The sequence below is a fragment of the Acidithiobacillus sulfurivorans genome (genome assembly GCF_018853815.1).
Taxonomy (GTDB): Bacteria; Pseudomonadota; Gammaproteobacteria; order Acidithiobacillales; family Acidithiobacillaceae; genus Acidithiobacillus; species Acidithiobacillus sulfurivorans.
On record NZ_JAAOMP010000079.1, the window covers coordinates 15,781 to 37,769 of the forward strand.

Consider the following 21,989-nt stretch of genomic DNA (forward strand, 5'->3'; position numbering starts at 1 on the left):
AGCTTTGCCGCTCCAACGTCCCTTGCCTGTTGTTCTAAGGCTCATCCTGCTGTCAGGAGAGAACTCGCCCTTTGGGCTCAAACAGCTCTCCTGACGGGCGCAGGATTTCACCAAGAACAACCACGGCGCGGGCCAAAGTCGCGGCAAAGCTTCCCGGCCCACCACCGGTTGCAGGGCTATTCATGGGTTCGTGGATGTGCGTGCACTGACATCAGAATCCCCAGCCCGATCATGAATGTCAGCATGGCGGTACCGCCGTAGCTGATGAGGGGCAGTGGCACTCCGACTACGGGTAAAATCCCCGTGGTCATCCCCATGTTGATAAAAATATACAGAAAAAATGTCAGACTCAGGGTGCCGGCAATCAAGCGGCCAAAAGCATCTCGACTTTCAAAGGCGATGACCAGCCCGCGCAGGACAATCAGGAGGTAAGTGGCGATCAGAATGAGCACACCAAAAAGGCCGAATTCTTCGGCAAAACCGGCAAAAACAAAATCTGTTTGTGCTTCGGGCAAAAAGTCGAGGTTGACCTGGGTACCGTTAAACCAGCCCTTTCCCCAAAAGCCCCCGGAGCCAACAGCAATCATGCTCTGAATGATGTGATATCCCGCCCCCAAGGGGTCGCGTTGAGGGTCAAGGAAGGTCAGAATGCGCTCCTTTTGATAACCGTGCAGGAAATGCCACATGACGGGTCCGCTGACCGCGACAATGATGAGTAGTCCAATAAACCAGCGCCGTCTCACGCCAGCCAGCCACATCATAAAAATACCAGCGGCACCAATTTGTGCGGCGGTACCCAGATCTGGCTCCTTGGCAATCAGCAGAAAAGGAATGGCGATCAGTATCAATCCGGTAATTGCGGCACGCCAATGGCGCACGTTTTCCTGCTGGGAGTAGTAGTAGGCCATCAGTAGCGGTAAAGCCAGTTTCATGAGTTCCGAGGGCTGAAAGGTGACGGGTCCGGCACCTAACCAGCGTCGGGCTCCCAGGCTGGTTTTGCCAGCGACCAGGGTGAGTGCCAGGAGGATAACGCCGATGCCATAAAGTGCCGGAGCCCAGGCGCGAATGCGTTCCGGCGGGGTATTGGCAATGGCGATCAGCACAATAAAACCGATAGCAAAGTGGAATAACTGGGCGAAAACCACGCGCAGACTTTCCTGGCTGCCGCTGTAAAGTACGGCCAAACTGATGCCCATCAGAATGACAACGCCGATCAACAGTGCTGGATCCAGTTTTTGCAAGGGACGGAACAGGCGTTGTGACAGGTTCATGACGATGCCTGCATATGATGGCGTAGATAATCCAGCAAATAGGTAAACAGGGGCCATAGTAAGGCCCCCATCAACGGGCTGATGAGCAGGCTGAAATGCCAGCTCACTGGCCCGGACCATAGTTGCCAGGACCAGACGATCAGTCGATGGGCGAACAACAGCATGAAAATGAAAACCAATTGTTCCCAAACGGATAGATGGCGTACCCTGCCCAGGCCATTGACCAGCGCATAAATCATGAGAACACCGGCAACGGCCTGTCCACCGGGCACATCACCCATCACCATATCCTGAAGTAATCCTATGAGCCATACCACCGTATAGCTGAGTTCGGAGCCACTACGGATCGACCAGTAAAGCAGAAGCATGGCTACAAAATCCGGATGGATCATGCCATAAACAGGGCCAGAGGGGAGCGTTTCCAGGACCATAGCCAGGAAAAAGGCGATCACCATGGCGATAGCATTCATGCTTTGTCAGGCCGTGATGTCGGCTTGTTCTTTAGAAGTATGAGTACCGTGGTGAGCTGACCCAAGGGTACTGCGGGCCGCACTGAAATTTGCGCAAAGGGCTCGTCACCATTGTGAATGACCCTGGAAATGGTACCAATATGCAGGCCAGAGGGAAAACGCCCCCCGAGCCCAGAGGTGACCAATTGATCACCTGCTTTCAGGGTGGTGTTGCGCGGCTGAAAGGGAACACTCAACCAATGAATATTGCCCTTGCCATTAACCAGCAGCGGAAGGTTTGTGCCCGCCAGTTGCGCCGGGATGCTGCTGTCGAGGTCGGAAATCAGGGCGATCTGGGCGCTGAGATCGGCTACGTGAATGACTTGCCCGGCCACACCGCCAGCGGCCAGCACCGGCTGACCCACCTGAACGCCATTGCGACTGCCCAGATTGACGGTAATGAGCTGGCTACCGGGAGAAAAGTTTTCGGCGATGACCTGGGCAACAGCCATCTTCCCGGGCGGCTGGGGAAAGCTGTCGAGTAATGCCAACAGTTGCCGGTTTTCATTGTGTAATATCTCGTTTTCCAGCAGTTTTGGTTCCAGTGTTTTGAGTTTTTCCCGCATTTGCGCATTTTCGGCAAGCAAACTGCGGCGATCTTGCAGGTATTGACCCACTGTACGCCAGTTTTCTGTGACCTGAAGATCCAGCCAATGAATGGGATAAGTCAGATTCCCGGACCAGTTCAGCATGTTGGGATGCTTTTCGCTGAGCCCCGCAATGACAATACTCAACAACACAAATGCCGCTACACGAAGGAGCGGCGGGTAGCGGCGGGGGAAAAACAACGCTGGCATGCTGAATGTTTACAGTTTCGCCGAATTAATCGTCGGCGAATACCTCACCCAGAAGCTCCAGCTCTTCCAGAGCACGACCACTGCCTCGCACTACACAGGTCAAAGGATCTTCGGCAACAATCACCGGCAAGGAGGTCTCTTCCATGATGAGGCGGTCCAGATCGCGCAACAGGGCACCACCTCCCGTCAGAACCATGCCGCGCTCGGCAATATCGCCAGCGAGCTCCGGAGGGGTTTGTTCCAGGGCCAGCTTGATGGCGCCGACAATGGCCCCCAGCGGTTCCTGAAGAGCTTCCAGGATTTCATTACTATTGATGGTGAAGGTGCGGGGAACACCTTCGGCGAGATTGCGCCCGCGCACTTCAAGCGTCAGCACTTCCTGACCGGGATAAGCACAGCCCACCTTTTTCTTGATTTCTTCGGCGGTACTTTCACCAATCAACATGCCGTAATTTCGCCGAATATAATTAACGATGGCTTCATCCATTTTGTCACCACCTACCCGGACGCTTTGGGAATAAACCACACCGCCCAGTGCAATTACCCCGACCTCAGTGGTCCCACCGCCAATGTCCACCACCATGGAGCCGGTGGGTTCTGCGACCGGCATGCCGGCGCCAATGGCTGCCGCCATGGGTTCTTCAATCAGATGCACTTCGCGGGCTCCTGCACTCATGGCTGATTCGCGGATGGCACGGCGTTCCACCTGCGTGGCTCCGTAGGGTACACAAACAATAATACGGGGGCTGGGGCTGAGAAAACGCTGATGATGGACGCGGCGAATGAAGTGTTTGAGCATCGCCTCCGTAATTTCAAAATCGGCAATGACGCCGTCTTTTAAAGGCCGAATGGCGGTGATGTTGGCGGGGGTGCGTCCGAGCATGCGTTTGGCTTCTTCACCAACATGTAAACGTCGACTGCCACCACCACGGCGGCCGGTATGAATGGCAACGACAGAAGGTTCCGAAAGGACAATGCCCTTTCCTCGCACATAAATCAGGGTATTGGCCGTACCCAGGTCAACAGCGAGGTCCGTGGAAAAAAGTCCAAGAATGCGTTTCATGATCATCTGGTTACAGGCCTTTATTATGCAAGTGGGGACACGGCCGGGACGTGAACGAAAGTTAAACATCATTTCCGGGCTGCAAAATTTCAGTGCGCAGTCTAGCATGAGGTATGGTCGAGATAAAATCTGGTGAAATGGGGTGATTTGGCTACAGGACCTTGTTTTGCTCACAAAAAAACCAGCGGTCAAAACCGCTGGCTAATGCTGCTCGTCACCTGAAGATGGTTAAAGCTTGTAGGTTTTAGGGAAGGCAATACCGTGGTTGTTGGCCATGTCCTTGTTGAGTACTGGCAGATCCACTTTGTCTACCCGCACATTCTTTTTGGACTGCAGCCACTTTGAAAAAATATCCCAGACTGGTTTCCCTTCAACAGGTTGCATGGCTGCCCAGCCTGCCACTTTGTATTTTTTGCTGGCAGACATCGTTTGACCACCAACCCGCATATTGCTGCACCGATGATAGATTTTTTCATCCGGATTAAAGTCATACTGAATATTCCCGACCCGGATCATATCCCCGCCCTGTTGATAATATGGGTTCGGATTGAAGATGTTATCTGCCACCTGCTCCATGATGTTCTTGATTTGTTCCCCGGTGTAGGTGTTGACGGTAACCTGGGGATAGGTGATGGCCGTCTGCCCCATGACGTCTTCCATGGTAATGGTTTCACCGGGGAGCTTGCAGTAGCCCCAGCGGAAGCCGGGGGAGAAAGAGACTTCGCAATCCATTTCTTCCCGTAAGGCGTCACAAAGTAGCTGGTCAAAGCTGCCATTAAAGTTGTCACGCCGATAAAGCAGGCTTTCGGTAGTAGCCAGGGGCTGCGCCAATTTCTGCTGATAAGGGCTGCGAACCTTATGGATGTAGTCAGCCATCTCCGGATCTTCCTTGATCAGGTTGGAGAACACCGGCAGATAATGGAAACGCCAGCCATTGAGCTTACCTTTGCCGACATCCAGATCGAAACGGGCTAATACCTTGCCATTGGTGCTGGTATTGATAATCAGAGTCTTGCCGACCATAAATGGCTTGGGTCCCATAATGTCATGGGTATGACCACCCAGGATGATGTCAATACCCTTGACCATTGAGGCCATTTTCTTGTCAACGTCAGCACCGTTATGCGAGAGCAAGACCACCAGGTCAGCGTGCTGTTTCTCGCGGCATTCTGTCACCATTTTCTGCATATGCTCGGTATGAATACCAAACCCCCAGTCAGGTATCATGTAACCGGGATTGGCAATGGGGGTAAACGGAAAAGCCTGACCAATAACGGCAATTTTACGGCCACTGACCTCATGAATATGGTAGGGTTTAAAAACCAGTTCCTGCCAGGTATTGTTGAAGATGTTCTGGGCCAGAAAATTGGCCTTGAGTTCAGTTTTGACCAGGTGCTCCACCTGATCCTGCCCGTAAGTAAATTCCCAGTGACCAACAAAATCATCTATCCCCAAGAGATTCTGGGCACCGACCATATCCGCACCCTTGGTCCAGAGACTGGTCGCTGAACCCTGCCAGGTATCTCCACCATCCAGCAGCAACACCTTGTCTCCACGTTGTTGCCGATAGCGTTTGACCAGGCTGGCGATATGTGCGTATCCACCGATTTTGCCGTATTTGTGCGCGAGGGTGTCGAAGTCCAGGCAAGAATAGGCATATTTGCTGGAATAGGGGGTGGCTACTCCATAATAATCCAGCATCCACTGTCCGCAGAGATGGGGAACCTGATTCAGTACCTGCCCTACGCCGATGTTGGTATCCGGCTCACGCCACCATACCGGCAGCAGTTGCGCATGAGAGTCAGTCATGTGCAATAAGGTGACATTTCCGTAATCAGGAATTTCATAAGGGTCGGCATCTGCTCCCCAGGCCGACTGCACGGCACCTGGTGTCAAGAAGCTGCCAGCACCGGCTATGCCCATTAATTGCATGAAATCACGTCTACTTAAATTCATTGAATCCTCCGGTACGGATTAAAGCCCGCCAGCAGCGGCTTGCTTCATCACGTGGATAATCTGATGATCCAGTTCCTGAGCCACCTTGGCGGATTCTGGATTTTTCGGGAAATATTTCAGGGCATAAGTCGGTAAATAGGTCATCAATTTTAGTTGGCCATTTTGTTCATACATGACAATTTTACAGGGTGCAAAAGCCCCAAATTCCGGTGTGCTTTTGAGAATTTTTGCACCCAGTACCAAATTACAGACCTCATAAATGACATAGGGCTGATTGCTTTTAATACCTCTTTCCTTGAGTCCCTGCTGAACATCCAGCGTACCTACTACATTCATATTTTCAGCCTCGGCACCGCTCTGAATGCCCATCTTGATCTGGGCCGGAGTGACACCTTTCTGCACATTGACAATGTACAACGGGCTGGCGGTATTAATTGCTGGCATTCCAGATACTGTCGAAGAAATCTCGGCACCCTGTGCCCAGCCGCCAAGACTCAATCCCGTGCAACATAATCCGAGCACGAGTAATGATTTTTTCATATTCATGGTATTCCCCATTGTTTCTGGTAGAAGTAGTACCGGGTAAAAATTCAGGATTTATTACCCGGGGTTGAGTTCAGGGACGATATCCCGGCACATTGATCTTGATTCCGTTGCTGAGATAACTCATGAAATATTCCAGCCGCTGATAATCTGCGCTTTCGAGCGGTTGTGGTACCGCACCTACTTTTTTATCACAACCCTGCATCCGCTTTTGCAAAGTATTTACTGCCGACCAGGCCGCGCGATAAGTTGGAAAATGGGCACTTTGGCCCTGTACTGGAGAGATGATTTGTGCGCGTAAATATTTCCCGGCATAAGCAACATGACAAGTAGCGCAGGAAAAATTCAGTTGCCCGCGTTTCATGAAAAAGTAGGCTTTCCCTTCTTCAAAGGCTTGCGTGGCTCCCGGACCCTGTACCTGAACATCTACGGGCATACCATTAGATAACGAGGTCAGATAGGTTTGCAAAGCCACCATATCACTGCTGCCATATTTAAGCGGTGCCTCACCATTAGCCTTGCGGCAAGCATTCAGACTGGTACCGATAGTCACTAGGTCATGGGTTTTGGGATCATACATGGGGTAGTGCGCCGCCACACCCTTGCCACCATCAGGATAACAACTGGCATAAGACTTGCCGTTAGCAAAAGGTTTGGTCCATAAAGCCTTGCCTTGGGATAAAGTCAAATCTCCGGGATTAAACTGAATGGCCTCCTGATATTGACTGTACATTTCCGGGCTGAATGCATAAGAACCCAGCGCGTACTTCTCCAAAGACATTTTGGGATTTTGTTCCTCGAAATAGGTATGAAATTGTTTGAGAGTCTCGGCCGGTCCGACCTTGGTATTTCCCAGGTCCCACCAGTTGACTGCCTGCGCGGCGTCACTGACACCAGCTAGGCCTATGATTGAAAGCGCAATCAGCAACCGCTTCATGGGTTCCTCCTTTTGTTGCAGGGGCGATTACATTCGCCCCGATATAGGTATCAGGCTACTGTCAGTTTGGAGTCAGCACTCCAGTTACCGCCGGTATTGTCTTTCCAGACCATTTTCAGGGTTCCGCTACTTTCGGCCCGCAATTTGAAAGCGAGGTAGGGATTGGCACTGACGGCTGTACTCCAGTCGATGTCCAGTAAAGGCTTGTCATCAAATGTCACGGTGACGGTCTGGATAAAATGGGCCGGAATGACTTTTCCAGCCTTGTCTTTGGTCAGACCCGTAGTCATGGGATTCATGATCAATGAACGGATTTCGACAATTTCCCCTTTTTTGGCGCTGCTTGCCATGCGAATCATTGGGTTACCTACATTTCCTGCCATGGATAATTCCTCTTTTCAATGGGTGTATATTGGTTTAACCGCCGCAACCACCAATGGTGACTTTGACTTCCCGGGGGGCAGAGGCCATCAGTACGCCTTTATTGGTTTTGGCAACGACCCGGACATTGTCAGTTTTTGCCATTTTGATGCGTTGTTGGATGTATGCTTTACCCGCTGCAGGCGTAAACGTGAACTGACTGGCCAGAGGGGTGGGGTTGTGATCGACAAAAAGATAAACCGTTGCAATGTAATCGTCTGCCGTCATGGGTGAATCCACTTCAATGGTGACGGGAACCGCTCCGCCGTTTTCAGCAATAGTGGGCGCTGTCAGTTTGACTTTGGAGGATACCGGAATGTCGGTTTTACCAACGGAGTCGGACATGGCTTCTTTCAGCAACTTGGCATCAAAAGCTTTTTCAGGCCATCCGGCAACATTATCCGCAAAGGCCAGCTGCGGCTTGATCAAGCCAAGACCAGCAGCCGTAGCCACCGCCCCTGTAGCTAGGCTGGCACCTAAAAACTGGCGTCGCTCAATGGGTTTACTCATCATTATTGTCTCCTTAGGAATTACGGGTGGATTTTTTACTTCAAAGACCACAAATAGTCGGCAACCTGCTCTAACTGTGTCTGCGTAAGCACTTTGTTTTTTCCAAATTCAGGCATGTTTGCGTAAGGAAATAGTTTTTCAGGATCACCCAAAAAAGCTACGAGTTTTTCCTTGGTCTGAAACATCTGCTGAAAGGTCACCCCCTGCATGGGCAGGGCCGGACCCACATTGCCCGCCATTGTTCCACCTGGTAGAGCGTGGCAGGCCAAGCAGTTTCCCTGAGCGCGATTGAAGGCAATAGCTTTACCGGCCTGAATACTGCTGACGTTGCCTGGCGCTTCTGCCGCTGCGGCATTTAGGCTAAGTCCCAGACAGGAAATCCCCGTCACCAGCAAAGCGATCTGAGCCAGCTGTTTATTTCTGTGCTTCATAAAATGCTCCTTTAATGCAGCGCGTCCTACTGGCGCGGCAAAATCAATTAGCAGCTTTTGTGCCATCCTTTTAGAAAGAATGGCCTCCTACAATAAACAATAAAATAGTCTGTAAAGTATAATTAGGAGTATTATTTTTTTAAGCCATTTTTATGGCATTTCAGGCCCTAAATTTGGATCAATGGGTGTTTTCCATTGATTCAGAAAGGACGGTGCAAAGGCGCTGTTCGGGTTAGGGGGTTGCCGCGCCCAAGAGAAGGGGCAGTCGAGAGAAAAAACAGTGTGCCAAAAGGACCAGATGTTTCACGCAGGTCCCTGCAATGGATCAGTTGTCGAGGTTGTCTTCTTCAGAATCCTGGTCGCCAAGCAGGCCGATGTTTTTCATTTTGGTCCGCAATTGTTTGCGGCTGATGCCCAGAAGAACAGCTGCCTGACTTTGATTGAAACGGGTTTTTTCAAGGGCGCTGAGGACGGTTTGCCGTTCCAGGGCAGGTAAATCAAAGGGGCTTGCCGTACCTGATCCACCAGATCCGGCATTTTGCTGGCAGATGTCGGGAGGAAGGTTTTGCCGCTGTATGTGCCCATGACGATTGAGCACCACCATCCGTTCCAGAAGATTTTCAAGTTGTCTGATATTGCCTGGCCACTCATAGGCTTCCAGGGCAGCCAGGGCCTCACTGCTGATGGTTACGGTCGGGCTACGGCCAATGACGTTGCAGATTTGTTCCAGAAAATGATGTACCAGCGGCGCAATGTCCGCGCGTCGCTCGCGCAGCGGAGGAATATGAAGTGGAATGACATTCAGCCGATAATAGAGATCTTCCCGGAAGTGGCCTTCGGCCACAGCCTTTACCAGATCCATGTGGGTGGCTGCCACAATCCTGGCCAACATACGCAAGGGTTGATGGGTGCCCAGACGGGTAAATTCCCGTTCCTGCAGGGCGCGGAGCAATTTGACCTGCATGGCGAGGGGCATATCTCCCACTTCATCCAGAAAAAGGGTTCCGGCACCAGCCATTTCCAGTTTGCCAGCCTGGGTGCGGGTCGCTCCAGTAAAGGCGCCTTTTTCATAGCCAAAAATTTCACTTTCCACTAACTCCAGTGGAATGGCGCCACAGTTAAAAGCGACAAAAGGTTGGTCAGCCCGATTTGAAGCTTGATGCAAGGCGCGAGCAACCAGCTCCTTACCGGTCCCGGATTCTCCGGTAATCAGCACATTGGAGGGTGCTGGCGCCACCAGATCAATGGTTTCCAGCAGGGTTTCGATGGCGCGGCTGACCCCGATCAAGCCGTGCCGGCGTGGCTCCTGACGCATGGGGGGTAGAGATCTGCCACGCCGCCCCAGGGTTTGGCGAATCAAGGCAATCAGTTCGCCCTCATCGACCGGTTTCGTCAGATAATGTTCGGCACCTGCCTTGATGGCTTCGACCGCCTGCTCAATTTCTCCATAGGCTGTCGTAATAATGACCGGTATTTCAGGATGCGTCGTCTTGATATTGCGCAACAGTTCGGTGCCGGAAAGCCCGGGCAGACGCTGATCAGTCAGGATTAATGCGGGTTCACTATTTTCAATGGTCGCCAGTGCCTGTTCGCCATTTTCAGCTTCCAGTACCTGGAAACCCTCGGCAGTCAGTACCGCTGCCAAAACACAACGAAGGTTTTTTTCATCTTCTACAATTAAAATTAGATTTTGCATGTTTATAGGGTCGGTCTCAGAAGTTTTTTGGCCATAATCATCATCAGGACGACAGGGAGAGCCTGCAGGGCAAATGGAGAATGAACCTGGCACCAGAATGGGTTTCGCACAACTCTACGCTGCCATCATGCACCATCATGATTTTGGTGACCACTGCCAATCCCAGACCACTACCCTTGGTTTTGGTGGTAACATAGGGTTTGAAAATGGTCGCTCGTTTTTCCGGAGGAATGCCCGGTCCATTATCAGAAACCATAATGTCTAGCCGTGCAAGTCCAGATTTTTCTGCAGAAAGATGCAGCTCCCCATCTTGCATGGGCAGGGCATCAATGGCATTGAGAATCAGATTGCTCAATGCTTGTTCGATCAGGGAAGGGTCGAGCATGGCATGCAGGGATTCCGGGCAATCCAGCGTGGCCACAATAGTTTTGGTCTCCAGGTCTGCGCGATGCCTGGTGAGACATCGCTCCAGCAGGTGCCGGATTTGCGTGTCGACAGGGATCGCCGCGTAAGGACGACCAAAGTCCAGAAAGCCCTGTGTCATGTCATACAGGCGCTGCACTTCTTCTTCAATGATGCGGATAAAATCGCCCTGATTGTCTGCATGACCATAGCGTACCAGGTAACGTGCGGCGCCGCGCAGGGAGGACAGGGCATTGCGGATTTCATGAGCCACCTGCGCAGACATTTCACCAATGGTGGCCATACATTGCATGGCCTGTTGGCGCTGGTGCAGCTGACGAAGCTCCAGCAAATGTTCCTTGAGGCGCTGTTCGGTGAAGCGAAAAGCCCATTCCAGGCGGTACAGTTCGTCGCCCGACTGGGGAGGGCGAACGAGGGTGAACTTTTTGTCGAGGCCAAGACGGTCTTCCATGCTTTCAATTTCATCCAGTAGTCTTAATACCGGGCGCGTCATCGCCAGACTGACCAGATAGGCCCCCAACAGACCCAGTAATGCGGTAATCAAGCCAAGCACAATCAAACGACTGGTGGTTCTATCCAGACGCTGGTTCACCAGTCCGTTAATATGTTTCTGATTACCCTGGAGATATACAGAGCCCAGCTGATTGCCTCCGGCCAGAATAGGCGCAACAAAGTGATCGGTCTGATGGGGGTTGGCTCTGGACAAATATGACGGGAGGGTTTGTCCCAACTGGCGGATATCGGGACTGGCTACCACGACATTCCGGCTGTTGGTGATGACCACTGTTTGCACCAAAGGATTGTGCAGTTCTGCCAGCTTGCCCAGTTTTCCACCATCTTTCAGCAGGAGAGGATCCGCTGCTGAACTGGCCAGTGTTTCCGTCAGCCGCAGCAGTTCGGTCTGTACCTGATTGGTGAGATCGTTGCGTACGGAGGTATATAAAAATATGGAGATAGATAAATAAATCAGGGCCACCAAAAGCAGGACGAAAGTCATGCTTTTGGCCCGCCAGGACATATTTTGCCAAAAGTGCATCACTGGCTGGAAAAAATGCGCAACGACTGACCGAGTTTTCCAGGCATTCTGATTTTTTGGGGAAGCAGGAAGGTCTGGTCCTGAAGCCTTGCTCGAACTAGGCATCAGGCAGAATGCTGAAACGCATGAAACCGGCCGTGTCCAGCACGTTGAGGGGCATTTTGGCAACCTGTTGTTTGACCGCGCTGTGTATTCTGGGTGGTAGCTGGCGTTTACCGACCAGGGTCCATACCGGTGCCCTGCCAGCGCTTTGGACAATCGACCAGATACCGGGTAATTCTTTTTCAAGGGCCATGACCGTAGCTGTACGGACTATGCCAAGTGTTGCACGATTTTCTGCCAGTGCTGTAAAAACAGCATGCTCTGAACCTTCCGGAACCCATATCACCGTTCTTTTGCCAGCCAGGTGGAGCAGTTTGGCTTTAGCCAGCGAGCGGGCGCTGCAGTAAGGGCTGGCAAAAGCAATGCGCAGGGGACCCATGGATGGCGCAGCGCTTGGTGACGGCATATCCCTGCGTATAATCGCCAGGCCATGCATGTCACGGCGAGGAACTGACTGGGCAATAGGCAGCATCTGCGTTTTTTCCATGGCGACCATTCTGGGGGTTAGCAGGGCGAAGTCAAATTTGCCAGCGCGCCCATCGGCGACGAAACTCTGTTCGTTATGGGGAATGACCAGCTGCACAGGAAGTCCCGTGGCTTCATTCAACGCCTTTTGCAGCGGGGCAAAAATGCGGTATGCCGCTATCGGTGTGAAAGTGGGCGGAATTCCCAATGTCATGGCTTCTTGCGGCACTTTGGGAAGTAGTTTGACGCCGTGTATTTCTTGATAGAGCGTGCGTAGCGCATTGTAGTCTCCATCATTAATGGCTTTAAATCCTGCTGCCAGACCGCCAAGAGCCTGAATACTGGCGGGATCCTGCATTTTTGCTGTCAGTAAAGCGGCGGTGAGTTTCGTGCGGACGTTGGCGGGCACACCGGCGGAGGCCGCCAGCAGGTCGCCGGGGCCGACCTCGGCATCGGCAATGGCGCGCAGGGTTCCAGAATGGATATAGGGTGCTGCCACATTTTTGGCAACCGCCGTAGCATCGTAAAAACGCGCAGCCACATCCATGAGCGCACTCTGGTCCGATCCGCTTTGTCGAAATACACTAAAACTTTTGGGAGTCATCCCCAGCTCGCGAAACATGGACAAGGGTACCAGCGAGGATGCTGCACAGGCAGGATCCCCCATGACAAAGCTGCGGTTCCTGAGTTGTAACGCGTTGTGGATGGGGCTGTTACGGCGCACCACAATAACACTGTGATTTCCGCCGGGAGTGGGAATCACACCGGCGAGAGGGTAGTAAGCCTGTTGATGCGCACTGCGGATGTAGGCAATAGGACAAAAAAGCACCATTTGCGGCGTGTTTTGGTCGGCCTGATTGTAAAAGCTTTGTAGATTGGCACTGAAGCTCAGCGTGATTTTTTGATCAATGGCATGGCTTAAATAGTTGGCCAGCGGTGTGAATGCTGCATACATGACGGCCGGGCTGCTGACTGGGGGCAACAGAAAGCGTAAATCGGCTTGCGCTGGCAAGGTGAAACAACAGAGAATCATCCACAGCCAGAGCTGTCTTTTGGTTTTCATAAGAAATTCCAGAGCCGTTCGGATATGTTCAAATTGTAAGCAAAAGGAGTGCCAGATTCATGTCGGTTCCTGAAAATCTGAATCATTTTAATGCGCAGGGCGAAGCCCACATGGTCGATGTTGGCGCCAAAGCAGTGAGTACGCGGATCGCCATTGCAGAAGGCGAAATCAACATGGCAGAAAGCACCTTCGACCACATTACCGAGGGGCAGATTCACAAAGGCGATGTGCTCGGAATTGCCAGAATAGCCGCCATCCAGGCCACTAAAAGAACCTGGGAGCTGATCCCTTTGGCGCACCCGTTGTTCTTGACGGCTGTTCAGGTAGAACTTATTCCTGAAGCTGACCCCGCCCGCATTGTTTGTCGTGCAGAAGTACACTGTGCAGGGCAAACCGGCGTGGAAATGGAAGCGTTAACTGCCGTATCGATTGCATTGCTGACCATATACGATATGTGCAAGGCAATAGACAGGGGCATGGTCATCAGTGACATCCGCCTGCTTAAAAAGGAAGGCGGCAAGACGGGCCTCTGGACAAGAGAGACCCGTTCGTAAACTTCAACTATTTGCCGCGATGCGGACTGGAGCTATAACGCATCATGACATCCGTATCTTTCCAGCTGGCTTCCTTAAGAATTTCATCCGGAATCATGTAACGATCCTGCGGAGCTACATCCTGGAATTTCACTACCCGCAGCACATCTCCATAAGGTAGCTTGCGCAGTAGGCCATCTTTGTCGGTGGCACGAACGATCATGGCATCCTTGAGCAGGGCATATACGTAAAAATTACCGGGGCGCAATTTACCTTCCTTATCCTTCCAGGTCACGGTAATGCGGGAATGTTCTTTAAAATCGTTGCGAATCATGAATGCATCTCCTTGGACTAAGCGCCATAAACTAATCATCGTCCCTACCACAAAGCAAATAAGGACTACTTATTACAAAATCAAAAACGCTGACTTGCTTTATCAGGCACGCTCCGCCAAGATTTCGGCGATAACGGGATGTCCCCGATTTGTTGCAGCCAGACGCGAGGTACAAATATGGCTACGGTTATGGAATTTGAAGACCACAGCAAGCAGGAAATCAAGTACACCACTTGCTACATGTGTGCTTGTCGTTGTGGAATCAAAGTCACTGTAGAAGACAATAAGGTACGATTTATCCAGGGTAACCGCAACCACCCCATCAATCAGGGTGTGCTTTGCGCCAAAGGCTCTGCAGGCATCATGAAGCAGTATTCGCCGGGTAAATTGCGTAATCCACTGCGGCGTAAGCCCGGTACTGAGCGTGGGGCTGGAGAGTTCGAGGAAATTTCCTGGGACGAAGCTATTAACACTCTGACCGAAAGATTGGCTCATATTCGCGCCACTGATCCAAATAAACTCGCCTATTTTACGGGACGTGACCAGATGCAGGCACTCACCGGATTGTGGGCGCAGCAGTTTGGAACCCTGAACTGGTCTGCCCATGGCGGCTTCTGTTCGGTGAACATGGCTACGGCCGGATTGTATATGCTGGGTCATGCATTCTGGGAATTCGGTGATCCGGATTGGGATCGCACCAAGTATTTCATGCTCTGGGGCGTGGCCGAAGATCACTCCTCCAATCCCTTGAAAATCGGCCTGGAAAAACTCAAACGTCATGGTGGCAAGTTTGTCGGAATCAATCCTGCACGTACGGGTTACCAGGCCATCGCTGACGAGTGGGTGCCCATCAAGCCAGGTACCGATGGCATGCTCGCCCTGTCGATGGTGCATGTTCTACTTCAGAACGAACAGTTTGACTGGGATTTCCTGTTACGCTATACCAATGCCCCTTTCCTGGTCGTCAATACGCCCGGCAAAACAGGAGATGGTCTGATTCTGCGTGATGCAGAAGGGCATCCCATGATTTGGGATATCCAGAAAGAATGCTTCGCCAATGGCATGGAAGCGGGCTCAGCTGGAGCCATGTTTGGAGAATATACGGCCCCCGACGGCAGGCCGGTGCGTACGGTCATGTCGATTCTGGCGGAACGTTATCTCAGCGACGAGTTTTCTCCGGAAAATGCCAGTAAAATTACGGGCATTCCAGCCGAGACCATTGAACGACTGGCGCTGGAAATGGCGCATGTGGCTTTCAAGGAAAGCATTGAAATCAATGTAGAGTGGACAGACTGGGCTGGACGCAAGCATGACAAGTTCATTGGGCGTCCGGTTTCCATGCACGCCATGCGCGGTATTTCGGCGCATTCCAATGGCATGCAGTCAGCTCGGGCCATTCACTTGCTGCAGGTATTGCTGGGTACGATTGATTGTCCCGGAGGCTTCAGATCCAAGGCGCCTTACCCCAAGCCCGTGCCACCAGCAGTCAAACCCGCTCAGCACAGTGCGCCCAATACGCCCCTTAAGTCTTCGCCGTTGGGTTTCCCCACCGCACCGGAAGATCTGGTGATTGATGAAAATGGTCAGCCCAAGCGCATTGATAAGGCCTATTCCTGGGAAGCACCTATAGCCAACCACGGCTTGATGCACATGGTGGTCACCAATGCGGTCAATAAAGACCCCTATGCTATTGATACCCTGATTTTTTTCATGGCCAACATGAGCTGGAACTCCACCATGAACACGGGCAATGTTCAGGATATGCTGAAATCCAAGGACGAGAATGGCGAATATAATATTCCCTTTCTGGTGGTGGTAGATGCCTTTCATTCGGAAATGGTCAATTTCGGCGATTTGATTCTACCAGATACCACGTATCTGGAACGTTACGATGCCATCTCGCTGCTGGATCGCCCGATTTCCGAGCCGGATGCTATTTGTGATTCCATCCGTCATCCGATTCTCCAGCCCGACCGTAATGTGCGTCCCTGGCAGGAAGTCATGGTGGACATTGCTGGTCGTCTCAAATTTCCAGCCTTTACCAAGGAAAACGGAGAACCCCGTTTTTCGGGTTACAAAGATTTCATCATCAACTACGAACGTGCTCCCGGTATCGGTTTCCTGGCGGGCTGGCGTGGTGAAGATGGTGAAACCCACTTGCGTGGGGCACCAAACCCCAATCAATGGGATCGTTACATCGAAAACCAGGGATTCTTCAAGTATCACTTGCCGGAGTCCATGGCTTTTTATCGCTTTGCCAACAAGGAATACCTGGAGTTATCCCAGCGTGTTGGTTTCAACCCGACGGCTGATCCCATCATCATTGAATTGTACTCCGAGACCTTCCAGCGCTTCCGTCTGGCGGGCATGGGTCTGTACGATGGTCCACAGCCCAAAGATCCGGTAGACCGCGAGCGTTTGGCTACCTATTTTGATCCGCTGCCAGCTTTTTATGAGCCGCTGGAACAGCAGCGCGTGGACAAAAAAGAATACCCATTTTTTGCCGTCAATCAGCGTCCCATGATGATGTACCACTCCTGGGATAGTCAGAATGCCTGGCTGCGTCAGATTATCGCCCAAAACTATATGTATATGAACCGCAAGCGCGGTGAGCAGATGGGGATTGTCGATAAAAGCTGGGTATGGGTGGAAAGTCACAATGGTAAAATCCGGGTGCAGGTCAAGCTGATTGAAGGTTGTCAGGAAGATACCGTCTGGACCTGGAATGCCATTGGTAAACAATCCGGGGCCTGGGGCCTGAAGCCGGAAGCCGCTGAAGCAACACGCGGTTTCCTGATGAATCACCTGATTTCCGAACTACTGCCAGCCAAGCAGGGGGAAAGACGTTTGACCAACTCCGACCCCATTACGGGTCAGGCGGCTTGGTACGATCTGATGGTGAAAATATATCCGGCGGCACCAGGAGAAGAAGGCACCTGGCCCGTATTCCCAACCATGAAGCCTTTACCTGGTGATACCCCAGCACCTGACGTGCTGCGCTACCATACCCACAAGCCCGTCAATCTGAAATCCTGACGTGCCAAGGAGACTATTATGAGACTCGGTTTAGTCATTGATCTGGACACCTGCGTGGGCTGCCATGCCTGCGCGGTGGCTTGCAAAGAATGGAATACCAGTGGCACCACGGCGCCGCTGACCGATTATGATCCCTACGGCGCCAAGCCATCCGGGGTCTGGTTCAATCGGATCCGGCATTTTGAAATAGGGGACTACCCCTACAACAAAACCATCAATTTTCCCATGTCCTGTATGCATTGTGAAAATGCTGAATGTGTGACGGTTTGTCCCACCGGAGCTTCCTACAAGCGCGCCGAAGACGGCATTGTTCTGGTCGATCAGAACAAATGCATGGGTTGTAATTATTGTTCCTGGGCTTGTCCTTATGGCGCCCGTGAGTTGGATCGCGTCTCTGGAACCATGAAAAAATGCACCCTGTGTATCGACCGCATTTATGATATGGAAATTCCAGAAGAAGAAAGACAGCCCGCCTGCGTGTTGACTTGTCCGGCTCATGCCCGTATGTACGGCGATCTGGACGATGCAGAAAGTCCGGTTAGTCGTGCTGTGCGTGATCGGGGCGGCTATCAGCTGATGCCCGAACTGAATTACAACCCTACCAACCATTATTTGCCACCCCGTGTTCATGCCCCGATCCCCACTGAAGAACTGAAGAAAAAAGCAGTTCGTAAAGTGAAAGAATGGGTCAACCGTGTTGTTGAGCGTTAAGGAGATACCATGCATCCGGCACTCGCAGTTATTTTTCTGACGCTTTTTTCTGGCGGTGGTTTTGGCATTATGGCATTGACCGCCATCATCAATGATTTTCAGATTGATGGTGGGTTAAATCCCTTGCAGACCATGGTAGCAGTCATTCTCTCGCTGGTTTTTGTCAGCATCGGTATGCTTTCGTCTACCGCGCATCTGGCAAACCCCAAGAACGCCTGGCGGGCTTTTACCCGTTGGCGAACCTCCTGGTTAGCCCGCGAGGGTGTTTTTGCGGTGTTATATTATCCGTTTGCTTTTGCCTATCTGGTCTGGGTATTTTTCACGGCAGGTACACAAGATACGGTAGGTTTGATTCTGGCGAATCTGGCCGGACTGATCGGTTTGATTACCATTTTCTGTCAAGGCATGATTTATGCCGTGCTCAGAACCATTCGCCAATGGAATACAGCACTTGTACCCGCTAATTTTTATGTGATGGGTTTGGCCATTGGTGCCACGATTCTGGCTGCCGAGCGAATGATCATGGGAGCACCGGCTCTTACCCTGGTGGGTATCGCCCTGGGTCTGCTGGTCGCTGCTGCCGTGATGAAAGGCATTTATTATTTCTGGATCAGTCGTCCAAACGGCCCTACCATTCGTACGGCAACGGGTTTCAACCGCTCAACCGTGCGTATCCTCGATCAGGGCCACACTTTTGGTACCTTTCTGACGGAAGAGTTCGGACATACTCTGCCCAGTGCCAAGGCGCGCAGTATTAAATTCATGATGTATATATTTGCCTTTATTATCCCGGTGGCCGCTCTGGTCATTGGCTTCCTGACCGGGCAAATGTTTTTTGCATGGCTTGCCATTGTGTCCGTCGTCTTTGGTATTGGTGTTGAACGCTGGCTGTTTTTTGTTGAGGCCCAACACGTCATCAATTTGTATCATGGCCGCCAGCAATGTTGAACTGGGTCTGAAAAGAGGTCTAGTATAGTTTTCTTCAGTATTGCTGAGGTAAATAGATATGGCGCAGGAAGTGTTTGCTGTACCGGTACGGGAATCCGCTCTGGCGGATCGTTTCGGGAGGCGGATTACTTACCTGCGTATTTCCGTTACCGAGCACTGTAATTTCCGCTGCTCCTACTGCTCACCAGCAGAAGGTACTCCTTTTTTTGCCAGAAAAGATCACCTTCAGGTGGATGAATATGATCGCCTGATCGGGATTTTTGCAGAACTGGGTGTGCGCCACATGCGCTTTACTGGTGGTGAACCCCTTATACACCCGCACTTGCCTGCTCTGATTGCTGCGGCCCGTCGTCATGAGATTGGTAAAATCAGTATCAGCACCAATGGACTGTTACTGGCTCGCAAGTCCGAGCTGCTCCAACAATCCGGGGTCAATAATCTTAATATCAGTCTGGATAGTTTGGAACCGGAAGTATTTACGCGGGTAACCCGGGGTGGAAATCTGCAAGAGGTGCTGCACGGAATTTCTGCCGCAATCAGTGCTGGTATTCCCCGTATTAAGCTGAATGTGGTGCTCATGCGTACCGAAAACGGCCATAATCTCGCTGATCTGGTCCGCTACGCTTTGACTCAGCATGTTGATATCCGTTTTATTGAAACCATGCCCTTGGGCCAAGCCGGCAGCAAAGCCCAGAACGCCGAATTTTTGAGTGCAAGCGAAGCGAAAATGCTCATCGAAAAGGAACTGGGCACTTTGTATCCGGCCTTTCGGCCGACGGATAATGGTCCCGCCCGGCTTTTCCAGTTCGCAGAGCACCCACGTTCGCAAATCGGATTTATTACGCCCATCAGCGATAATTTTTGTGCTACCTGTAATCGGGTCCGCCTGACTGCAAGTGGACGACTGGTATTTTGTCTGGGTCAGGAAAATGGTATGGACCTGCTCCCTCTGCTGAGAGGCAGCAGCAGGAACGAAGAAATTGCCGACGTAATCCGCGAAAGGATTTGGCAGGATAAACCCGAACGCCATGAATTTGTCACTGATCCGGAGCGTTCTTCGCGGATTTTTATGATGCGTTTGGGCGGGTAATGGTGCTACACGAGAACGAACACATGGTGTAAGCTAGCAGATGACGTTATTTTATTAATTGGTGAATAGCTTATGTACGGTTTTCAGGAAATCACGGCAGATCAACTCAAGGCCTTGAGCGATCAAGGCGATGAGTTCATTCTGGTGGATGTACGTTCTCCCGCTGAGGTGGCACGTGGAATCATCGAAGGAGCCCGGCACGTACCCTTGCACATGCTGCCGATGTCTCTACAGCAGTTGGATAAGTCCAAAACGGTGGTATTTTATTGTCTCAGTGGTGGACGTTCAGCCCAGGCCGCAGCATTTGCCGCAGCTCAGGGTTTTGGGCAAGTGCTTAATTTGCGTGGTGGAATTTCAGCTTGGGCGAATCGTGGGCTGCCTATTGGTCAGTTACCCGGTTGATTAGCATTTTCTAAAATAGGGGTGCTTAATCATCAAATCAAAATATTTGCCTTGCTGTTCCCCCTTTTCCTGATACAGTCTTGCAGGTAGTTTCCAGACATCAACAACCTTAGGAGGTTAAACCATGGTACAAGAAGATCAAGTACTCGACGCACGTGGCCTGAATTGCCCCTTGCCCATCCTGCGCACCAAAAAGGCTCTCGGTGAGCTAACTTCCGGTCAGGTTTTGAAGATCGTGGCCACTGATCCTGGTGCAGTGAAAGATTTTGAAGCATTTGCCAAGCAGACCAAGAATCCTCTTCTGGAGCATGCTGAAGCAGCCGGCGAATTTATCTTCTTCATCCAGAAGGCATAATTGAATGAGGTTGGGCTGACGGCCTGACCAGGAGTAGAAAATGGACGAGAAAAAACTAGCGATTGTTGCCACAAAAGGCACCCTCGATTGGGGATATCCTCCCTTTATCCTGGCTTCCACTGCTGCAGCCTTGGGTTATAGTGTGGAAATCTTCTTCACCTTTTACGGTCTGCAATTGCTCAAGAAAGATCTGAGTCATCTGCGCGTCAGCCCCCTGGGGAATCCGGCCATGCCGATGCCTATTCCCATGCCTACCCTGATGATGGTGTTGCCGGGTATGGAAGGAATGGCTACATCCATGATGAAAAGCAAAATGAAAGCCAAGGGCGTGGCCAGTCTGGATGAGTTGCGCGAACTTTGTGTTGAAGCTGAAGTAAGAATGATCGCTTGCCAGATGACCGTCGATCTTTTCGAGTTTGATACGGCTGACTTTATTGACGGGATTGAATTGGGCGGTGCAGCGGCCTTTTTTGAATTCGCCGGTGAGTCCGATATCACGTTATTTATTTGAACCAATGATCTGCGCTGCGGGTCGAACAGGTACGACGTATTAATTACGAGCGAGGAGCGAGTAGATGGCGACTTACGCTGAAATGAAAGAGATGTTTGACGAGATCCGTGCGGATTTTCGTTATGACCACGAACTCAATGGCTGTTTGAATTGTGGCATTTGTACGGCTACCTGCCCGTCGGCGCAGTTCTACGATTATAGTCCCCGTGAAATTGTCCAGTTGCTCTGGACCGAAAACGTGGAACAGATTTATGACGCCATGCAGGAAAAAATCTGGGCTTGTGCCCAGTGCATGACCTGTGCAGCACGTTGCCCCTTCAAGAATTCTCCCGGTGGACTGGTCATGATCATGCGCGAAGTGTCCATTCGTCATGGTATGCAATCTGCCAAAGATGTATTGCGCCCCTTCGGTCGCGTAATGCTCAAACTGATTACCACGGGTAACCAGCTTTCTCCTGATATGATCCAGCCCGATCATTTTCCGGATTGGGGCCCCAATATTCAGAAGGTTGAAGGAGATTTGCGGATTCTGCGCAAGGCAATCCCGGTCCGCACCCTGCAAACGGTAGAAACGGCATGGGAAGTATCCCTGAAAACTTCCGTAGAGATGTACACCATCTGGGAAATGACGGGTGTTCTGAAGTCTCTGGAGACCATGGATGAAAACCTCTTCGACGTAATCGAGGATTTCATTGATGAAAAGCGGGAAGATTATGAAGACTGGCTCGAGAGCCAGGAAGACTGACGGATCAAGGAGATCGTTATGAGCGACAACAGCACGCAGCAAGGATTAGCGGGGCACGGAGCTTTTTTCCAGGACACGAACTTATCGGCCAACGAAGCAGAA

Annotated in this window: 24 protein-coding genes; 9 read left to right on the plus strand and 15 right to left on the minus strand. The window is 51.5% G+C overall.

The window, feature by feature from the left end; translation table 11 throughout:
- Positions 1 to 52 precede the first annotated feature (52 nt).
- From HAP95_RS17280 to HAP95_RS07535, 14 genes are all read right to left on the minus strand, one after another.
- Positions 53 to 184 carry a hypothetical protein gene (locus HAP95_RS17280; protein WP_264318827.1) on the minus strand — a complete coding sequence of 44 codons (132 nt, stop codon included), beginning with the start codon at positions 182 to 184 and terminating at the stop codon, positions 53 to 55.
- Positions 177 to 1,271: a rod shape-determining protein RodA gene (gene rodA, locus HAP95_RS07475; protein ID WP_215883655.1), complete on the minus strand. Its 1,095-nt coding sequence runs from the start codon at positions 1,269 to 1,271 to the stop codon at positions 177 to 179. The genes HAP95_RS17280 and rodA overlap by 8 nt, the downstream gene beginning before the upstream one ends.
- Entirely contained in the window at positions 1,268 to 1,741 is a 474-nt protein-coding gene (gene mreD, locus HAP95_RS07480) for a rod shape-determining protein MreD (protein ID WP_215883656.1), read from the minus strand. Before mreD ends, rodA begins: the two co-directional genes overlap by 4 nt.
- On the minus strand, positions 1,738 to 2,577 hold the full coding sequence (gene mreC, locus HAP95_RS07485; RefSeq protein ID WP_215883657.1) for a rod shape-determining protein MreC: 840 nt from the start codon (positions 2,575 to 2,577) through the stop codon (positions 1,738 to 1,740). Before mreC ends, mreD begins: the two co-directional genes overlap by 4 nt.
- A 25-nt stretch (positions 2,578 to 2,602) precedes the next feature.
- Positions 2,603 to 3,640 (minus strand): rod shape-determining protein, encoded by a 1,038-nt coding sequence (locus tag HAP95_RS07490; RefSeq protein ID WP_438263652.1) that lies wholly within the window; start codon positions 3,638 to 3,640, stop codon positions 2,603 to 2,605.
- A gap of 228 nt (positions 3,641 to 3,868) precedes the next feature.
- The gene (soxB, locus tag HAP95_RS07495) at positions 3,869 to 5,596 is read right to left on the minus strand and encodes a thiosulfohydrolase SoxB (RefSeq protein WP_215883658.1); all 1,728 of its coding nucleotides are present in this window, start codon (positions 5,594 to 5,596) and stop codon (positions 3,869 to 3,871) included.
- Between the two features lie 18 nt (positions 5,597 to 5,614).
- Entirely contained in the window at positions 5,615 to 6,142 is a 528-nt protein-coding gene (locus HAP95_RS07500; protein WP_226832641.1) for a DUF302 domain-containing protein, read from the minus strand.
- A gap of 70 nt (positions 6,143 to 6,212) precedes the next feature.
- A complete protein-coding gene (gene soxA, locus HAP95_RS07505) occupies positions 6,213 to 7,076 on the minus strand; it encodes a sulfur oxidation c-type cytochrome SoxA (protein ID WP_215883659.1) in 864 nt (287 codons plus the stop codon).
- A 50-nt stretch (positions 7,077 to 7,126) separates the two neighbouring features.
- Entirely contained in the window at positions 7,127 to 7,459 is a 333-nt protein-coding gene (gene soxZ / locus HAP95_RS07510; protein ID WP_024892985.1) for a thiosulfate oxidation carrier complex protein SoxZ, read from the minus strand.
- Positions 7,460 to 7,493: 34 nt separating this feature from the next.
- Positions 7,494 to 8,006 carry a thiosulfate oxidation carrier protein SoxY gene (soxY, locus tag HAP95_RS07515; RefSeq protein ID WP_215883672.1) on the minus strand — a complete coding sequence of 171 codons (513 nt, stop codon included), beginning with the start codon at positions 8,004 to 8,006 and terminating at the stop codon, positions 7,494 to 7,496.
- A gap of 35 nt (positions 8,007 to 8,041) precedes the next feature.
- Positions 8,042 to 8,437, minus strand: a complete 396-nt coding sequence (gene soxX, locus HAP95_RS07520; RefSeq protein WP_215883660.1) for a sulfur oxidation c-type cytochrome SoxX — start codon at positions 8,435 to 8,437, stop codon at positions 8,042 to 8,044.
- A 325-nt stretch (positions 8,438 to 8,762) separates the two neighbouring features.
- Complete coding sequence (locus tag HAP95_RS07525) at positions 8,763 to 10,133, minus strand: sigma-54-dependent transcriptional regulator (RefSeq protein WP_215883661.1); 1,371 nt, start codon at positions 10,131 to 10,133, stop codon at positions 8,763 to 8,765.
- 43 nt (positions 10,134 to 10,176) lie between these two features.
- Positions 10,177 to 11,553, minus strand: coding sequence for an ATP-binding protein (locus tag HAP95_RS07530; RefSeq protein ID WP_226832642.1), 1,377 nt, complete (start codon positions 11,551 to 11,553; stop codon positions 10,177 to 10,179).
- A gap of 136 nt (positions 11,554 to 11,689) precedes the next feature.
- Positions 11,690 to 13,222, minus strand: coding sequence for a PhnD/SsuA/transferrin family substrate-binding protein (locus HAP95_RS07535; protein ID WP_215883663.1), 1,533 nt, complete (start codon positions 13,220 to 13,222; stop codon positions 11,690 to 11,692).
- Between the two features lie 59 nt (positions 13,223 to 13,281).
- On the opposite strand from HAP95_RS07535, the gene moaC reads away from it, so the two are divergent.
- Complete coding sequence (moaC, locus tag HAP95_RS07540) at positions 13,282 to 13,776, plus strand: cyclic pyranopterin monophosphate synthase MoaC (RefSeq protein ID WP_215883664.1); 495 nt, start codon at positions 13,282 to 13,284, stop codon at positions 13,774 to 13,776.
- Positions 13,777 to 13,783: 7 nt separating this feature from the next.
- On the opposite strand, the gene HAP95_RS07545 is transcribed toward moaC, so the two are convergent.
- Positions 13,784 to 14,089, minus strand: a complete 306-nt coding sequence (locus HAP95_RS07545; protein ID WP_010637263.1) for a hypothetical protein — start codon at positions 14,087 to 14,089, stop codon at positions 13,784 to 13,786.
- A gap of 177 nt (positions 14,090 to 14,266) precedes the next feature.
- Between HAP95_RS07545 and HAP95_RS07550 the strand changes: the two genes are divergently transcribed.
- The 8 genes from HAP95_RS07550 (at position 14,267) to HAP95_RS07585 (ending at position 21,887) form a co-directional block, all read left to right on the plus strand.
- Complete coding sequence (locus HAP95_RS07550; protein WP_215883665.1) at positions 14,267 to 17,125, plus strand: molybdopterin oxidoreductase family protein; 2,859 nt, start codon at positions 14,267 to 14,269, stop codon at positions 17,123 to 17,125.
- Between the two features lie 18 nt (positions 17,126 to 17,143).
- On the plus strand, positions 17,144 to 17,836 hold the full coding sequence (locus HAP95_RS07555; RefSeq protein ID WP_215883666.1) for a 4Fe-4S dicluster domain-containing protein: 693 nt from the start codon (positions 17,144 to 17,146) through the stop codon (positions 17,834 to 17,836).
- A 9-nt stretch (positions 17,837 to 17,845) separates the two neighbouring features.
- A complete protein-coding gene (locus HAP95_RS07560; RefSeq protein ID WP_215883667.1) occupies positions 17,846 to 18,784 on the plus strand; it encodes a dimethyl sulfoxide reductase anchor subunit family protein in 939 nt (312 codons plus the stop codon).
- Between the two features lie 58 nt (positions 18,785 to 18,842).
- The gene (moaA, locus tag HAP95_RS07565; RefSeq protein WP_215883668.1) at positions 18,843 to 19,874 is read left to right on the plus strand and encodes a GTP 3',8-cyclase MoaA; all 1,032 of its coding nucleotides are present in this window, start codon (positions 18,843 to 18,845) and stop codon (positions 19,872 to 19,874) included.
- Positions 19,875 to 19,946: 72 nt separating this feature from the next.
- Positions 19,947 to 20,276, plus strand: coding sequence for a rhodanese-like domain-containing protein (locus HAP95_RS07570; RefSeq protein ID WP_024892993.1), 330 nt, complete (start codon positions 19,947 to 19,949; stop codon positions 20,274 to 20,276).
- 124 nt (positions 20,277 to 20,400) lie between these two features.
- The gene (locus HAP95_RS07575; RefSeq protein WP_010637274.1) at positions 20,401 to 20,631 is read left to right on the plus strand and encodes a sulfurtransferase TusA family protein; all 231 of its coding nucleotides are present in this window, start codon (positions 20,401 to 20,403) and stop codon (positions 20,629 to 20,631) included.
- 40 nt (positions 20,632 to 20,671) lie between these two features.
- Positions 20,672 to 21,142 (plus strand): sulfur carrier protein DsrE2, encoded by a 471-nt coding sequence (dsrE2, locus tag HAP95_RS07580; protein WP_215883669.1) that lies wholly within the window; start codon positions 20,672 to 20,674, stop codon positions 21,140 to 21,142.
- Between the two features lie 64 nt (positions 21,143 to 21,206).
- Entirely contained in the window at positions 21,207 to 21,887 is a 681-nt protein-coding gene (locus HAP95_RS07585; RefSeq protein WP_010637278.1) for a 4Fe-4S dicluster domain-containing protein, read from the plus strand.
- The last annotated feature ends 102 nt before the right edge of the window (positions 21,888 to 21,989 follow it).

Bases quoted from the DNA above. Each gene is read 5' to 3' on its own strand.
- HAP95_RS17280 (WP_264318827.1), bottom strand. From the start codon at position 184: ATGAATAGCCCTGCAACCGGTGGTGGGCCGGGAAGCTTTGCCGCGACT.
- rodA (WP_215883655.1), bottom strand. From the start codon at position 1,271: ATGAACCTGTCACAACGCCTGTTCCGTCCCTTGCAAAAACTGGATCCA.
- mreD (WP_215883656.1), bottom strand. From the start codon at position 1,741: ATGAATGCTATCGCCATGGTGATCGCCTTTTTCCTGGCTATGGTCCTG.
- mreC (WP_215883657.1), bottom strand. From the start codon at position 2,577: ATGCCAGCGTTGTTTTTCCCCCGCCGCTACCCGCCGCTCCTTCGTGTA.
- HAP95_RS07490 (WP_438263652.1), bottom strand. From the start codon at position 3,640: ATGAAACGCATTCTTGGACTTTTTTCCACGGACCTCGCTGTTGACCTG.
- soxB (WP_215883658.1), bottom strand. From the start codon at position 5,596: ATGAATTTAAGTAGACGTGATTTCATGCAATTAATGGGCATAGCCGGT.
- HAP95_RS07500 (WP_226832641.1), bottom strand. From the start codon at position 6,142: ATGAATATGAAAAAATCATTACTCGTGCTCGGATTATGTTGCACGGGA.
- soxA (WP_215883659.1), bottom strand. From the start codon at position 7,076: ATGAAGCGGTTGCTGATTGCGCTTTCAATCATAGGCCTAGCTGGTGTC.
- soxZ (WP_024892985.1), bottom strand. From the start codon at position 7,459: ATGGCAGGAAATGTAGGTAACCCAATGATTCGCATGGCAAGCAGCGCC.
- soxY (WP_215883672.1), bottom strand. From the start codon at position 8,006: ATGAGTAAACCCATTGAGCGACGCCAGTTTTTAGGTGCCAGCCTAGCT.
- soxX (WP_215883660.1), bottom strand. From the start codon at position 8,437: ATGAAGCACAGAAATAAACAGCTGGCTCAGATCGCTTTGCTGGTGACG.
- HAP95_RS07525 (WP_215883661.1), bottom strand. From the start codon at position 10,133: ATGCAAAATCTAATTTTAATTGTAGAAGATGAAAAAAACCTTCGTTGT.
- HAP95_RS07530 (WP_226832642.1), bottom strand. From the start codon at position 11,553: ATGACTTTCGTCCTGCTTTTGGTGGCCCTGATTTATTTATCTATCTCC.
- HAP95_RS07535 (WP_215883663.1), bottom strand. From the start codon at position 13,222: ATGAAAACCAAAAGACAGCTCTGGCTGTGGATGATTCTCTGTTGTTTC.
- moaC (WP_215883664.1), top strand. From the start codon at position 13,282: ATGTCGGTTCCTGAAAATCTGAATCATTTTAATGCGCAGGGCGAAGCC.
- HAP95_RS07545 (WP_010637263.1), bottom strand. From the start codon at position 14,089: ATGATTCGCAACGATTTTAAAGAACATTCCCGCATTACCGTGACCTGG.
- HAP95_RS07550 (WP_215883665.1), top strand. From the start codon at position 14,267: ATGGCTACGGTTATGGAATTTGAAGACCACAGCAAGCAGGAAATCAAG.
- HAP95_RS07555 (WP_215883666.1), top strand. From the start codon at position 17,144: ATGAGACTCGGTTTAGTCATTGATCTGGACACCTGCGTGGGCTGCCAT.
- HAP95_RS07560 (WP_215883667.1), top strand. From the start codon at position 17,846: ATGCATCCGGCACTCGCAGTTATTTTTCTGACGCTTTTTTCTGGCGGT.
- moaA (WP_215883668.1), top strand. From the start codon at position 18,843: ATGGCGCAGGAAGTGTTTGCTGTACCGGTACGGGAATCCGCTCTGGCG.
- HAP95_RS07570 (WP_024892993.1), top strand. From the start codon at position 19,947: ATGTACGGTTTTCAGGAAATCACGGCAGATCAACTCAAGGCCTTGAGC.
- HAP95_RS07575 (WP_010637274.1), top strand. From the start codon at position 20,401: ATGGTACAAGAAGATCAAGTACTCGACGCACGTGGCCTGAATTGCCCC.
- dsrE2 (WP_215883669.1), top strand. From the start codon at position 20,672: ATGGACGAGAAAAAACTAGCGATTGTTGCCACAAAAGGCACCCTCGAT.
- HAP95_RS07585 (WP_010637278.1), top strand. From the start codon at position 21,207: ATGGCGACTTACGCTGAAATGAAAGAGATGTTTGACGAGATCCGTGCG.